This is a genomic window from Streptomyces sp. G45 (genome assembly GCF_049542095.1).
In the GTDB taxonomy this organism is placed as follows: Bacteria; Actinomycetota; Actinomycetes; order Streptomycetales; family Streptomycetaceae; genus Streptomyces.
In genome coordinates this window covers 6867061-6880353 of the sequence record NZ_JBMUZU010000001.1, presented here as the reverse complement: position 1 = coordinate 6880353, position 13293 = coordinate 6867061, and the positions used below count along the sequence as shown (strand labels likewise).

The 13293-nt window shown below is 74.7% G+C and carries 11 protein-coding genes and 1 pseudogene; 7 read left to right on the top strand and 5 right to left on the bottom strand.

Going from position 1 to position 13293, the window contains the following annotated elements; genetic code table 11:
* Nucleotides 1–334: 334 nt before the first annotated feature.
* Nucleotides 335–1066 (bottom strand): VIT1/CCC1 transporter family protein, encoded by a 732-nt coding sequence (locus ACOBQU_RS29105; protein WP_423631028.1) that lies wholly within the window; start codon nucleotides 1064–1066, stop codon nucleotides 335–337.
* 334 nt (nucleotides 1067–1400) lie between these two features.
* Here ACOBQU_RS29105 and ACOBQU_RS29100 point away from each other — a divergent pair, with 334 nt between their 5' ends.
* The 7 genes and pseudogenes from ACOBQU_RS29100 (at nucleotide 1401) to ACOBQU_RS29070 (ending at nucleotide 9238) form a co-directional block, all read left to right on the top strand.
* Nucleotides 1401–2405, top strand: coding sequence for an ADP-ribosylglycohydrolase family protein (locus tag ACOBQU_RS29100; RefSeq protein WP_423631026.1), 1005 nt, complete (start codon nucleotides 1401–1403; stop codon nucleotides 2403–2405).
* On the top strand, nucleotides 2405–3700 hold the full coding sequence (locus tag ACOBQU_RS29095) for an ADP-ribosylglycohydrolase family protein (protein ID WP_423631025.1): 1296 nt from the start codon (nucleotides 2405–2407) through the stop codon (nucleotides 3698–3700). The genes ACOBQU_RS29100 and ACOBQU_RS29095 overlap by 1 nt, the downstream gene beginning before the upstream one ends.
* Before the next feature lie 35 nt (nucleotides 3701–3735).
* Nucleotides 3736–4908 (top strand): ADP-ribosylglycohydrolase family protein, encoded by a 1173-nt coding sequence (locus tag ACOBQU_RS29090; protein ID WP_423631023.1) that lies wholly within the window; start codon nucleotides 3736–3738, stop codon nucleotides 4906–4908.
* Nucleotides 4908–6301 (top strand): annotated as a pseudogene (locus tag ACOBQU_RS29085) (ADP-ribosylglycohydrolase family protein). The gene ACOBQU_RS29090 and the pseudogene ACOBQU_RS29085 overlap by 1 nt, the downstream one beginning before the upstream one ends.
* Nucleotides 6298–7194 carry a ribokinase gene (rbsK, locus tag ACOBQU_RS29080; protein WP_423631022.1) on the top strand — a complete coding sequence of 299 codons (897 nt, stop codon included), beginning with the start codon at nucleotides 6298–6300 and terminating at the stop codon, nucleotides 7192–7194. The pseudogene ACOBQU_RS29085 and the gene rbsK overlap by 4 nt, the downstream one beginning before the upstream one ends.
* Nucleotides 7191–8375 carry a CaiB/BaiF CoA transferase family protein gene (locus ACOBQU_RS29075; RefSeq protein ID WP_423631020.1) on the top strand — a complete coding sequence of 395 codons (1185 nt, stop codon included), beginning with the start codon at nucleotides 7191–7193 and terminating at the stop codon, nucleotides 8373–8375. Before rbsK ends, ACOBQU_RS29075 begins: the two co-directional genes overlap by 4 nt.
* The gene (locus ACOBQU_RS29070; protein ID WP_423631018.1) at nucleotides 8372–9238 is read left to right on the top strand and encodes an HpcH/HpaI aldolase/citrate lyase family protein; all 867 of its coding nucleotides are present in this window, start codon (nucleotides 8372–8374) and stop codon (nucleotides 9236–9238) included. Before ACOBQU_RS29075 ends, ACOBQU_RS29070 begins: the two co-directional genes overlap by 4 nt.
* A gap of 19 nt (nucleotides 9239–9257) precedes the next feature.
* On the opposite strand, the gene lgt is transcribed toward ACOBQU_RS29070, so the two are convergent.
* From lgt to trpB, 4 genes are all read right to left on the bottom strand, one after another.
* Nucleotides 9258–10223: a prolipoprotein diacylglyceryl transferase gene (gene lgt, locus ACOBQU_RS29065; RefSeq protein ID WP_423631016.1), complete on the bottom strand. Its 966-nt coding sequence runs from the start codon at nucleotides 10221–10223 to the stop codon at nucleotides 9258–9260.
* An 87-nt stretch (nucleotides 10224–10310) separates the two neighbouring features.
* On the bottom strand, nucleotides 10311–11093 hold the full coding sequence (locus ACOBQU_RS29060) for a DsbA family protein (RefSeq protein ID WP_423631014.1): 783 nt from the start codon (nucleotides 11091–11093) through the stop codon (nucleotides 10311–10313).
* Between the two features lie 77 nt (nucleotides 11094–11170).
* On the bottom strand, nucleotides 11171–11986 hold the full coding sequence (gene trpA / locus ACOBQU_RS29055) for a tryptophan synthase subunit alpha (protein ID WP_423631012.1): 816 nt from the start codon (nucleotides 11984–11986) through the stop codon (nucleotides 11171–11173).
* Nucleotides 11983–13227: a tryptophan synthase subunit beta gene (gene trpB, locus ACOBQU_RS29050; RefSeq protein WP_423631010.1), complete on the bottom strand. Its 1245-nt coding sequence runs from the start codon at nucleotides 13225–13227 to the stop codon at nucleotides 11983–11985. The genes trpA and trpB overlap by 4 nt, the downstream gene beginning before the upstream one ends.
* Nucleotides 13228–13293: the final 66 nt, after the last annotated feature.

Genomic DNA, 13293 nt, shown 5'->3' with positions numbered 1-13293 from the left:
GCGCATCGGCACTCCCGTCGTCGTCGTGGTGAGGCACCTCCCAGGCTCTGGAGGCGCGGGCGGCGAGGGACGACGTTGGCCCTGGCGAAATTTCGTGCAGGTTACATGATGGGTCGCTTCTCGAAAAGCGGAACCATCATTCCAGCATTTGGACACGCTCCGGGGGTGGCGAGCGGCGGAAGAGGGGGCCGAAGCGGACAGATCGGTGGCCGTGGGCCCGTCGCGTCACGGGCCTCATTGCCCGCAGCGCTTACGGCTCATGCCCATCGGCCCGCGAATCGAAACAGCCCGGAAACGGCTACTTATGCAGGATCCTGCATACACCTGCGGCCGCTCATCCTACGGCCGTGCCGAACAGAGCGCCCAGGGCGTACGTCACACCCGCCGCCGCCCCGCCCAGGGCGAGCTGCCGGAGACCGCTGAACCACCAGGAGCGCGCGGTCACCTTCGCGACGACCGCGCCGCACGCGAACAGCCCCACCAGCGCCAGCAGCACCGCGGGCCACAGGGCGCTGGCCCCCAGCAGATACGGAAGGACCGGCAGCAGCGCGCCGAGCGCGAACGAGCCGAAGGACGAGACGGCGGCGACGGTCGGCGAGGGCAGGTCGCCCGGGTCGATGCCCAGCTCCTCACGGGCGTGGATCTCCAGGGCCTGCTCGGGGTCGGCCGACAGCTGCCGGGCGACCTCGCGGGCCAGGTCCGGCTCGACGCCGCGCGCCACGTAGAGCGCGGCCAGCTCCCGCTCCTCGTCCTTGGGGTGCTTGCGCAACTCCCGGCGCTCCACGTCCAGTTCGGCCTGCACCAGCTCGCGCTGCGAGGCCACCGAGGTGTACTCCCCCGCGGCCATGGAGAAGGCGCCCGCGGCGAGCCCGGCGAGGCCCGTGACGACGATCGTCTGCTGCGAGACGGCGCCGCCCGCGACGCCTGTCATCAGGGCCAGGTTGGACACCAGGCCGTCCATGGCGCCGAAGACGGCCGGGCGCAGCCAGCCACCGGTGACATCACGGTGGGTGTGGTTGTCGCGGTGCGCCTCGTGCAGCGTCGCCTCGGTCTCGATGATCGCCATGACTGGCCGATGCCCCCTTGTCGTACGACGCCCGTGTGGCGTCAGTGAACTCCCTGAACGCCTTCGAAAGTACGCCCGAAAAACCGCTCCCGCCAGCAAGGAAGGCCGTACTTACCTGCGAAAACACACGGATGTAAGGCGAGCCTGCCCTTCCCGTGGACCCCCGTCGGGGCCCGTCCGGCTGCCTCTCGGCAGCAGGGCGCCGACGGCGCGAAGGGGTGATCCGAGCGCGCCGATGCTCATATGAGAGGCGTCGCGTGGGAGTCATCCACCAAGGCGCCGCCATCGGCAGTCGGCGTGACAGAGCGTGACAGGCGTGACAGGGAGGCACGGCATGGCATCCGTCGCATGCGTTCCCTCCGTCCCGGCGCCCGGCGGCGCGGGCGGACTGCGCGAGCGGGCCCGCGGGGCGATGCTCGGCCTCGCCGTCGGCGACGCGCTCGGCGCGCCCGCGGAGAACCTGAAGCCCTCCGAGATCCGCCGCCGCTGGGGCCGCATCACGGGGTACGTCGCCGAGCACCCGGCGGGCACGGACGACACCGAGTACGCCATCTTCTCCGGCCTGCTGCTCGCCCGGTACGGCTCCGGGCTGCGGGTCGCCCACGTGGAGGCCGCCTGGCACCGCTGGATCGCCGACCTCGACGAAGGGCCCTTCCGCGGCGCCGGGTTCAGCGAGCGCGGCACCCTGGAGAACCTGCGCCGGGGCCTGGCCGCCCCCATCTCGGCCCAGCACCGGCACGCGTGGAGCGACGGCCTGGCGATGCGGGCGGCGCCCTTCGGGGTGTTCGCGGCGGGGGACCCGGCGGAGGCGGCGCGCCTGGTCGCCGTCGACGGCTCGGTCAGCCACGACGGCGAGGGCATCCACGGCGGCCGGGCGGTCGCGGCGGGCGTCGCGGCCGCCATGGCGGGGGCGCCGGTGCCGTCCGTGGTCGCGGCGGCCCTGTCGGTCATCCCGGAGGACTCCTGGACGTGCCGCTCGCTGCGCCGCGCCGTCGCCGTCGCCCACCGCGGCGAACGCGCGGTCCGCACCGCCGTGGTCATCGGCGGCTACCCCTGGACGGACCTGGCCCCGGAGGCGGTGGGCCTCGCCTTCGGCGCGTACGCGGCCGCCGACGGCGACTTCGCGGCGGCGGTACTCACCGCGGTCAACATGGGCCGCGACGCCGACACGACGGCGGCGGTCGCGGGCGCCCTCGCGGGCGCGACGCGCGGCGCCGCGTCCATCCCCGCGGAGTGGGCCGAGGCCATCGGCCCCGCCCGGGGCACCTGCCTGCCCACGATGCGGGGCCACCACGTCCTGGACATCGCGGACCTGCTGACGCCGGACGAGGAGCCGTAATGTCGTACACAACTGGCCATTCCCTGGCTGTGGGCAGTCGTCCCGCAGGGCGGGACGGGTGGGCACAGCCCGAGACGCCGGGCGACCGTGAAGCGGGGGTCCAGGGGGTGCAACCCCCTGGTTTCGGGAAGGGGCGGGCTTGGGGAGCCCCCGGCAGGGCCACCCCCGGCAGCCCCCGCACCGAAGGCCTCCTGCTCGGCCTGGCCGCAGGCGACGCCGCCGGGTGGCCCGCGGCCCGCCACCGGGCGACCCGCATGCCCGAGTGGACCCGCCGCCTCACCCGCGAACTGGACACGTTCGCCGAGCAGAACGCGACCACCACCCTCCCCGTGCCCATCGCCCTGAACCAGCCCCCGGGCCCCCTCCGCCTGGGCCCCTCCGACGACGCGGAGTGGGCGGCCTTCACCGCGGAGTCCGTCCTGGAGGCGACACGGGCCACCCGCGCGAGGAGCACCCCCACCCGCTCAAGGGACCGCCGCACCCGCACCGCACTGGCCGCCGCCTGGCAGTCCCTGGCCGACGAGATCGCCGCCGCCGCGGCCCGCGCCCCGGAGGTCGAGTCCGCGGTCCTGCCCCTGCGCGCCCGGATCTCCGTCCGCGCGGGCCTCGGGAACCTCGCCGCGGGCCTCACCCCGCCCGCCACCGGCCACGACAACCCGCACTACTTCGACGACGCGGCCTGCGTGCGCGCCTGCGTCCTGGCCCTGGTGCACCCGGGCGCCCCCGAACGGGCCGCCGACCTCGCCGAGTTCGACGCCCGCTACACCCAGGACGGCGACGGCGTGCACGGCGCCCGCGCGATGGCCGCGGCGGTCGCGGCGGCCCTCGGCGGCGCGGGCCCCGATGAGGCGGTGGGCGCCGCCCTCGCCCAGCTGCCGGGCGGCACGGAGATCGGCCGCAACGCCCGCCACGCGGTCGCCCTCGCCCACGAGTGCGCGCTGGACGAGGGCGCCACGTTCGCCCTGATCCCGCTCCTGGAGCACCAGATCGTCGACCACGTCTACAGCTACGGCATCGCCGCCGCCGAGACCGTCCCGGTCGCCCTCGCCCTGGCCACCGCCGCCCGCGGCCGGATCCACGAGGCGGTGCCCGCCGCGGCCTGCCTGTCCCGGGTCGCGGACTCGGCGCCCGCGCTCGCCGGGGCGCTGACGGGCGTGCTGGGCACGGCCGCCGCGATCCCCGACAGCTGGCGGGCGGCCTGCCGGACGCTCTCCGGCTGCGCGCTGCCCCGCCTCGCGGGTACCGACCTGGTGGCGCTGGCCGCGCGCCTGGCCGACGCGTACGAGCCGACCTGACCCCCAACCACCCACCGCAGGAGGCGACTTACCGCATGACAGCCCCGCAGCCGACACCGCCGCGCACCACCCTTGAGGACCGCGTCACCGGAAGCCTCGTCGGCGCGGCCGTCGGCGACGCGCTCGGCGGCCCCGTCGAGGGCCACTCCCCCGAGCAGATCGCGGACCGCCACGGCGGCCCCGTCCAGGGCATCGTCGGCCCCTGGCACGGCGACGCCTGGCGCACGGCCCGCCCCATCGCCCCGTACCACAAGGGCGACGGGCACGTCACCGACGACACCTTGATGACGCACGCCCTGGTCCGCGTGTACGCCACCGTCCGCGACCACCTGGACGCGTACGCGATCGCCGACCACCTGGTGCCGGACCTGATGACCCGTCCCCGCTGGATCCCGGAACTGGAGGCCGAGGCGCTGCCCCTGCACCGCCTGTTCCTCGCCGAGAAGTGGCTGGTGGCCCGCCTGCACTACGGCCACGCGGACCCGCGCGAGGCGGGCACCGGCAACATCGTCAACTGCGGCGCGGCGATGTACATGGCGCCGGTCGGCCTGGTCAACGCGGCCGACCCCGAGGCCGCGTACGCCGAGGCCCTGGACGTGGCGGGCGCGCACCAGTCGTCGTACGGAAGGGAGGCGGCGGGCGTGCTCGCGGCGGCGGTCGCGGCGGCCTGCCGCCCCGGCGCCACCCCCACCTCGGTGATCGACACCTGTCTGTCCCTGGCGAAGGACGGCACGCGGGCCGCCATCGAGGCGGTCGCGGACACCGCCGCCCGACACCGCGCGTACGAGACGGCCCTGCGGCCCCTGCGCGCGGCCATCGCCCCCTTCGACACGGTCGGCCCCGACTACCGCGCCCCGTCGCTCGGCGCCCGCCGCCCCTCGCGCCTGCACGCGATCGAGGAACTTCCCATCGCCCTGGGCATGGTGCTGATCGCCGACGGCGACTACCGGGCCGCGGTGCTCGGTTCGGTGAACTACGGCCGCGACTGCGACTCGATCGCGACGATGAGCGGCGCGATCGCGGGCGCGCTGCGCGGCGAGGCGCCGATCCCGCGCGACTGGTCGAAGAGGGTCGCCGAGGCCAGCCGCCTGGACCTGCACGCCCCGGCCCGCACCCTGACGGCGGTCGCGCGGGAGGTCCACGCCAGGGACCGCGCCCGCCGCCGCGCCCACGAGACGGCGTTCGCCACTCTGACGGGCACCCCCTGATGCGCCTGACCTGGCTCCAGCCCGAGGACCTCATCGCCCACGAACTCCGCCAGGCGGAGGAGGAGGGCAGAGACGTCACCGAGGCCCGCTCCCGCTGGCTGGCGGCGGGCGGCACTCCCACCCCTCCCACGTCAGGCGCGTCCCTCCACCGGGCCCCGCCCCACCTGCGAGCCTTGGCGGAACAACTCCTGGACGAGCTGGGTGATTCAGCCCGTCCGGCGTTTGAGGACGAGCCGCGAAGCGGCCATGAGCGGGGTGCCAGGGGCGGCAGCCCCTGGTTTCGGGAAAGGGGCGGGCCTGGGCGCCCCCGCGAGGCCACCGCCACCGCGTACACGCGGCCTGGCTGGGCCGAGCCGTCGGCTGCCTCCTGGGCAAACCGGTGGAGAAGCTCCCCCTGGACGGCATCCGCGCCCTGGCCAGGGCGGCTGGCAACTGGCCCCTGAGGACCTGGTTCACCGCCAGGGGCGTCCCACCCGCCCTCCTCGCCCAGCACCCCTGGAACCGGCGCTCCGCCCCCACCTCCCTCGCCGAGAACATCGACGGCATGCCGGAGGACGACGACCTCAACTACCCCCTGCTCAACCTGCTCCTCCTGCAGCGCCACGGCCCCGCCTTCACCACCGCGGACGTGGCTACGCTCTGGCTGGAGGAGCTGCCCGCGGCCCGCACCTTCACCGCCGAGCGCGTCGCCTACCGCAACCTCCTCAACGGCGTCGCCCCACCCCGCACGGCCCGCCACCGCAACCCGTACCGCGAGTGGATCGGCGCCCTGATCCGCGCGGACGTCCACGGCTGGACGAACCCGGGAAACCCTCAGGCGGCGGCCGAACAGGCCAGCCGTGACGCCGAGTTGACCCACACCGGCAACGGCGTGTACGGCGCGCGGTTCGCGGCGGCCACGATCGCGCGGGCGGCGTCCGGAACCGCCGACGTCCACCAGTGCCTGGCGGCGGGCCTCGCCGCGATCCCGCCCGGCTCCCGGCTGTCCGAGGCCGTCGCGCACGGCATCCACCTGGCCCGCACCGCGCGGCACTTCGACGACGTGGTCGACCAGCTGCACGGCCGGTTCGGCCACTACCACTGGGTGCACGTGGTCCCGAACGCGGCGCTGCTGGCCGCCGCCCTCACCCACGCCGACGGCGACTTCACCGGCTCCATCACCAAAGCGGTGTCCGGCGGCTGGGACACCGACTCCAACGGCGCGACCGCCGGTTCGGTCGCGGGCCTGCTCGCCGGGCACCCGGACGCGCTGCCGCCGCGCTGGACGGCCCCGCTCAAGAACCGCCTGGCCACGTCCGTCGGCGCCTTCGACGGCGTCGGCTTCGACCAACTCGCCCAGCTCACCGCCGAGCTGACGCCCCCTCACACACTCCAGGAGACCCCCCGCCCATGAGCCCGCACATCGTCGTCCTAGGCAGCACCAACATGGACCTCGTGGCGTACGTGGCCACGGCCCCGTGCCGCGGCGAGACCGTCACCGGCCGCGAGTTCCGCACCTTCCCCGGCGGCAAGGGCGCCAACCAGGCCGTCGCCGCGGCCCGCGCGGGCGCCACCGTCTCGATGGTCGGCGCGGTCGGCACCGACGCCTTCGGCGCGCGGCTGCGCGAGACCCTCGACCACTCGGGCGTGGACATCGACCTGCTGCGCACCGTCGAGGGCGCCACCGGAACCGCGCACATCGTCGTCGACGACGAGGGCGGCAACGCGATCGTCGTGGTGCCCGGCGCCAACGCGACGCTCACCGGCCTCACCCACGGCGACGAGGCCCTGATCGCCTCCGCCGACCTGCTGCTCCTCCAGCTGGAGGTGCCGCTCGACGGAGTGCTCGCCGCCGCGCGCCACGCCCGCGAGCGCGGCGTGCGGACCGTCCTCACCCCGGCGCCCGCCCAGCCGCTGCCGCCCGAACTCCTCGCCGCCGTCGACCTGTTGGTCCCCAACGAGCACGAGGCCGCCGCGCTCACCGGCGTCACCGACCCCGGCGCCGCGGCGCGGGCGCTGCTGTCCCAGGTCCCGGAGGTCGTCGTCACGCTGGGCGCGCACGGCAGCCTGTACGTGGCGCGCGACGCGGAACCCGTCACGGTGCCCGCGCCCCGGGTCACGGCGGTGGACTCCACGGGCGCCGGTGACACGTTCGTGGGCGCGCTCGCGGTGGCGCTCGGCGAGGGCAGGCCCATGCCGGACGCCCTCGCCTGGGCGTCGACGGCGGCCGCGCTGTCCGTGCGGCGGCCGGGGGCGGCGGCGTCCATGCCGTACCGCACGGAGATCGACGCGGGGGCGGACACGTGAGACCGCTGGAGGGCCTGCGCGTCCTCGACCTCGCCACGCTCTTCGCGGGCCCCCTCGCCGCGACCCTGCTCGGCGACTTCGGCGCGGACGTGATCAAGGTCGAGCACCCCGCGCGCCCCGACCCCTCCCGCGGCCACGGCCCGGCCAAGGACGGCGTCGGCCTGTGGTGGAAGCTGCTCGGCCGCAACAAGCGCACCATGACCCTGGACCTGTCCACGCCCGGCGGCCGCGCCACCCTGCTGCGCCTGGCCGCCGGGGCCGACGTGGTCGTGGAGAACTTCCGCCCCGGCACCCTGGAGAAGTGGGACCTCGGCTGGGAGGAGCTGAGCGCCGCCAACCCGCGCCTGGTCCTGGCCCGCGTCACGGGCTTCGGCCAGTTCGGGCCGTACGCGCGCCGCCCCGGATTCGGGACGCTCGCCGAGGCGATGAGCGGCTTCGCCGCGGCCACCGGCGAGCCGGACGGCCCGCCGACGCTGCCGCCGTTCGGCCTCGCCGACTCCATCGCGGGCCTGGCCACGGCGTACGCGGTGCTGACCGCGCTCGCGGCCCGCGACCGCACCGGCCGGGGCCAGGTCGTCGACATGGCGATCATCGAGCCGATCCTCACGGTCCTCGGCCCGCAGCCGCTCTGGTACGACCAGCTCGGCCACGTCCAGCCGCGCACCGGCAACCGCTCAGCGAACAACGCGCCCCGCAACACCTACCGCACCGCCGACGGCAGCTGGGTCGCCGTGTCCACCTCCGCCCAGTCGATCGCGGAGCGGGTCCTGCGCCTGGTCGGCCGCCCCGAGCTGATCGACGAACCGTGGTTCGCCACCGGCACCGGGCGCGCGGCGCACGCGGACGTCCTGGACGAGGCGGTCGGCGCCTGGATCGCCCGCCGCACCCGCGCCGAGGTCGTCGCGGCCTTCGAGAAGGCGGAGGCGGCGGTCGCCCCCGTGCAGGACGTGCGGGACGTGATGACCGACCCGCAGTACGCGGCCCTCGGCACGATCACCACGGTCCCCGACCCGGAGCTGGGCCCGCTGCGCATGCAGAACGTCCTCTTCCGGCTCTCCGAGACGCCCGGCGCGATCCGCTGGGCGGGCCGCCCGCACGGCGCCGACACCGACGAGGTCCTGACCGGGCTCGGCCTGACGGCGGACGAGATCAGCGCGCTCCGCGAGGAGGGCGCCCTATGAGGCCCATCCCCCTGACCTGGCTGTACGTTCCCGGGGACCGCCCCGAGGTAGTGGCGAAGGCGCTGGCCGCGGGCGCCGACGTGGTGGTCGTCGACCTGGAGGACGCGGTGGCGCCGGACCGCAAGGAGTACGCCCGCGCGGCCACCGCGGAGCTGCTGGCGAAGGCCCCGCCGGTTCCCGTCCACGTCCGCGTGAACGCGCTCGGCACGCCCCTGTCCGACGCCGACCTGGCGGCCCTCGCGCCGCTGCCGGGCCTGTCAGGGCTTCGCCTGCCCAAGGTGAACGACCCGGCGGACGTGGTGCGCGCCGCCGAGCGGGCGGCCCCGGCGGAGGGCGGCGCGCCCGCCCTGTACGCCCTGATCGAGTCGGCGCTCGGCGTGGAGCGGGCGTACGCGATCGCCACCGCGCACCCGGCGCTGCGGGGCCTGTCGCTCGGCGAGGCGGACCTGCGGGCCGACCTCGGCGTGCGGGAGGAGCCGGGCCTCGACTGGTCCCGGTCCCGGGTGGTGGTCGCCGCCCGCGCGGCGGGGCTGCCTCCGCCGCCGCAGTCGGTGCACCCCGACATCCGGGACCTGGAGGGCCTGGCCGCGTCCTGCGCGCGGGGCCGCGCCCTGGGCTTCCTGGGCCGCGCCGCCCTCCACCCGCGCCAGCTCCCGGTCATCGAGCGCGCGTACCTGCCGACCCCCGAGGAGGTCGAGCGGGCCGAAGCCGTCCTCAGGGCAGCGGAGGCCCACCCGGGCGCCCAGGCGCTCCCCGGCGGTCAGTTCATCGACCAGGCGGTGGCGGAGCAGGCCCGCAGAACGCTGGCTCTGGCTCGTCGGCAGCGCCCCGAAGAGGCGCGACCAGCCACGACGGCGCCCTAGCCGAATGACGGAGGCCGTCTCAGCCCTTGGCCGTGGACTCCGCCCCGCCCTCGGACTCGACCTTGGGCTCCTTGGCCAGCGGGTCAGAGCCCTTCGCCTCGGCCAGGGCGTCCGAGGGCTCCCCCTCGGCGTCGGCGCCGTCATCGCTGGAGGCGCCCCCGCCAGCGACCGCGGCGGGTTCGACGACCTCCTCGCGGCCCGGCCGCGTCCGCGCCGAGATCACGAAGTACACCACGGCCAGCAGGAAGACGACGAGCGCCGTCCAGTTGTTCAGCCGCAGGCCGAGGAATTCGTGGGCGTCGTCGACGCGCATGTACTCGATCCAGAAGCGGCCCGCGCAGTACGAGGCGACGTACAGCGCGAAGGCCCGCCCGTGCCCGAGCCTGAAGCGGCGGTCGGCCCAGATGACGAGGGCCGCGACGCCGAGGCACCACAGCGACTCGTACAGGAACGTCGGGTGGTAGGTGCCCGGCACGCGGCCGTCGTCGGAGCTGGTGATCTTCAGCGCCCACGGCAGGTCCGTCTCCCTGCCGTACAGCTCCTGGTTGAACCAGTTGCCCCAGCGGCCGATGGCCTGGGCGATCGCGATGCCGGGGGCGAGGGCGTCGGCCCAGGCGGGCAGCGGGATGCCGCGCCTGCGGCAGCCGATCCAGGCGCCGACGGCGCCGAAGGCGATGGCGCCCCAGATGCCGAGCCCGCCCTCCCAGATCTTGAAGGCGTCCACCCAGTCGCGGCCGTCGCTGAAGTACAGCTGGTAGTCCGTGATCACGTGGTAGAGGCGGCCGCCGACGAGGCCGAACGGCACCGCCCACACGGAGATGTCCGCCACGGTGCCGGGCAGACCGCCGCGGGCGATCCACCGCTTGTTGCCGAGCCACACGGCGACGAACACGCCGATGATGATGCAGAACGCGTAGCCGCGCAGCGGAATGGGGCCGAGCTCGACCACTCCGCGCGACGGGCTGGGGATGTAGGCAAATTCCATGGCAGGGTCGACGCTACCGCGCCGGGCGGCGCCGACGGCAACCGGCCCGGCAACGGGTCCATAACGCCGCCCCGCGGACGGCGGGCGTCAGCGGGCCGCCTGCTCCACCTTCTGCTTGAGCTTCTGGGGCGTGAGCGGGTTCTTCTGGTCCTCGAAGATGTTCTTGCCGTCGAGCAGGACCGTGGGCGTGCCGCGCAGGCCCGCGTCCTCGAAGGCCTTGTCGGACTTCACCACCCAGCTGCTGTGCGTGCCGTCGGTGACGCACTTCTTGAAGGCGGCCGTGGTCAGGCCGTCGACCTTGCCCGCCAGCTCGATCAGCTTGTCGTTGTCCCCGAAGGCGTCGTCGGGCTCCGGGGGCTGGTTCTGGAACAGCACGTCGTGGTACGCGGGGAACTTCCCGGCGTCCTGGGCGCAGGCCGCGGCGTTGGCGGCGCGCAGGGAGCCGTGGCCGCCCATGTTGTCGTCGATGAGGGTGGCGAGGTGGTAGTCGACCTTGAGCAGGCCCTTGTCGACGAGGTCGTTGACCGTCGAGCGGTACCCGTCCTCGAACTGCTTGCAGGCCGGGCAGCGGAAGTCCTCCCAGACGGTGAGGGTGGACTTGGCGTCGGCCTTGCCGTGCCGGATCGCCGGGCCGTCCTCGTCGGTCGCGCCCTTCGGGGCGACCACCGGGCCGGACGCGTCCTTCTTCTTGTCGTCGTCCCCGGCGTTCGCCGCGAGCAGGCCGCCGACCGCGGCCAGCGCCAGCACCCCGACGACGGCCGCGCTCACCAGCAGCGTCCGGCGCCGCTTGTCGCTTCTCTTCTGCCGCTCGCGCTCCTCGGCAAGGCGCTCGCGGGCCGTGCGCTTGCCCTCACGGTTCTTCTCGCTCATAACGGACCAAACGAACCGGGGAGGCGCGAGCGCGCCTCCCCGGTCCAGGTCCACCCTTATGAGCTACCCGTACGAAACTACCCGTCGGCCCGTACGCCCTTGGCCAGCTCACCGGCCAGTTCGCGCACCGCGGTGAGGCCCGCCGCCTCGTCCTCGGCGTCGAGCATGCGCTGGACGAACGCCGAGCCGACGATGACGCCGTCGGCGAAGCCCGCGACCTCGGCGGCCTGGGCGGCGTTCGAGACGCCGAGGCCCACGCAGACCGGCAGGTCGGTGGTGGCGCGGGTGCGCCGCACCAGGTCCGCGGCCTGCGCGCCCACCGAGGCGCGGGTGCCGGTGACGCCCATCAGGGAGGCGGCGTACACGAAGCCGGAGCCCGCCGCGGTGATGGTGGCGAGCCGCTCGTCCTTGCTGCTGGGGGCGACGACGAAGACGGTGGCCAAGTCGTGCTTGGCCGCGTGCTCGCGCCACAGCGCGGACTCCTGCACGGGCAGGTCGGGCAGGATGCAGCCCGCGCCGCCCGCCTCGGCCAGCTCGGCGGTGAACCGCTCCACGCCGTAGCGGTCGATGGGGTTCCAGTACGTCATGACGAGCACCGGCTTGCCCGTGGCGGCGTGCGCCTCGCGGACCGTGCGGAGGACGTCGGCGATCTTCACGCCGCCGCGCAGGGCGATGTCGTCGGCGGTCTGGATGACCGGCCCGTCGAGGACGGGGTCGCTGTGCGGCAGGCCGACCTCGACGACGTCCGCGCCGCCGTCGAAGACGGCCTTGACCGCCTCGATGCCGCCGTCCACGGTGGGGAATCCGGCGGGCAGGTACGCGATGAGCGCGGCCCGCCCCTCGGCCTTGGCGGCGGCGAGGGTGTCGCTCAGCAGCTGAAGGTTCCCGCTCACTTGGCGGCCTCCTCGGTGGCGTCGTAGAGCCCGAAGTAGCGGGCGGCGGTGTCCATGTCCTTGTCGCCGCGCCCGGAGAGGTTGACGACGAGCAGCCCGTCGGGTCCCAGCTCCCGGCCGACCTCAAGGGCCCCCGCGAGGGCGTGGGCGGACTCGATGGCCGGGATGACGCCCTCCGTGCGGGAGAGCAGCCGCAGCGCCCGCATCGCCGCGTCGTCGGTGACGGCCCGGTACTCGCCGCGGCCGCTGTCCTTGAGGAAGGCGTGCTCGGGGCCGATGCCCGGGTAGTCGAGCCCCGCGGAGATCGAGTAGGGCTCGGTGATCTGCCCCTCCTCGTCCTGGAGGACGTACGACCGCGATCCGTGCAGGATGCCGGGCTCGCCCGCGGTGAGCGTCGCCGCGTGCTCGCCGGTCTCGACGCCGTGCCCGGCGGGCTCGCAGCCGATCAGGCGGACGTCGGTGTCCGGGATGAAGGCGTGGAAGAGCCCGATGGCGTTGGAGCCGCCGCCGACGCAGGCGATCGCGGCGTCGGGCAGCCGCCCGGCCCGCTCCAGGATCTGGCGGCGCGCCTCCACGCCGATCACGCGGTGGAAGTCGCGGACCATGGCGGGGAAGGGGTGCGGCCCGGCGACGGTCCCGAACAGGTAGTGGGTGTGGTCGACGTTGGCGACCCAGTCGCGGAAGGCCTCGTTGATGGCGTCCTTCAGCGTCCGGGAGCCGGACTTCACGGCGATGACCTCGGCGCCGAGCATCCGCATCCGGGCCACGTTCAGGGCCTGGCGCTGGGTGTCGATCTCACCCATGTAGATGGTGCAGTCCAGCCCGAACAGCGCGCACGCGGTGGCCGTGGCGACGCCGTGCTGCCCGGCGCCGGTCTCGGCGATGACCCGGGTCTTGCCCATCCGCTTGGTGAGCAGCGCCTGCCCGAGCACGTTGTTGATCTTGTGGGAGCCGGTGTGGTTGAGGTCCTCGCGCTTGAGGAACACGCGGGCGCCCCCGGCGTGTTCGGCGAACCGCGGCACCTCGGTGAGCGCGCTGGGCCGTCCCGTGTAGTTCACGAGCAGGTCGTCCAGCTCCCGCGCGAACGCGGGGTCGGCCTTCGCCTTCTCGAACTCGACGGCCACCTCGTCGACGGCCGCGACCAGGGCCTCGGGGATGAACTTGCCGCCGAACGCGCCGAAGTAGCCTTCGGCGCTGGGGGTCCGGCCCTCCGGGTCGGGGATGAAGAACTCGCTGGGCATGTGGGTACCTCATGATGATTCGGGGCGAACGTGGTCTGTTCGTCTGCGCGCCCGAACACCGCCGCT

What these genes read in the sequence shown, in the direction of transcription:
- ACOBQU_RS29090 (WP_423631023.1), top strand. Translation starts at nt 3,736, where the DNA reads ATGACAGCCCCGCAGCCGACACCGCCGCGCACCACCCTTGAGGACCGC.
- ACOBQU_RS29100 (WP_423631026.1), top strand. Translation starts at nt 1,401, where the DNA reads ATGGCATCCGTCGCATGCGTTCCCTCCGTCCCGGCGCCCGGCGGCGCG.
- trpB (WP_423631010.1), bottom strand. Translation starts at nt 13,227, where the DNA reads ATGCCCAGCGAGTTCTTCATCCCCGACCCGGAGGGCCGGACCCCCAGC.
- lgt (WP_423631016.1), bottom strand. Translation starts at nt 10,223, where the DNA reads ATGGAATTTGCCTACATCCCCAGCCCGTCGCGCGGAGTGGTCGAGCTC.
- ACOBQU_RS29070 (WP_423631018.1), top strand. Translation starts at nt 8,372, where the DNA reads ATGAGGCCCATCCCCCTGACCTGGCTGTACGTTCCCGGGGACCGCCCC.
- rbsK (WP_423631022.1), top strand. Translation starts at nt 6,298, where the DNA reads ATGAGCCCGCACATCGTCGTCCTAGGCAGCACCAACATGGACCTCGTG.
- ACOBQU_RS29105 (WP_423631028.1), bottom strand. Translation starts at nt 1,066, where the DNA reads ATGGCGATCATCGAGACCGAGGCGACGCTGCACGAGGCGCACCGCGAC.
- ACOBQU_RS29060 (WP_423631014.1), bottom strand. Translation starts at nt 11,093, where the DNA reads ATGAGCGAGAAGAACCGTGAGGGCAAGCGCACGGCCCGCGAGCGCCTT.
- ACOBQU_RS29095 (WP_423631025.1), top strand. Translation starts at nt 2,405, where the DNA reads ATGTCGTACACAACTGGCCATTCCCTGGCTGTGGGCAGTCGTCCCGCA.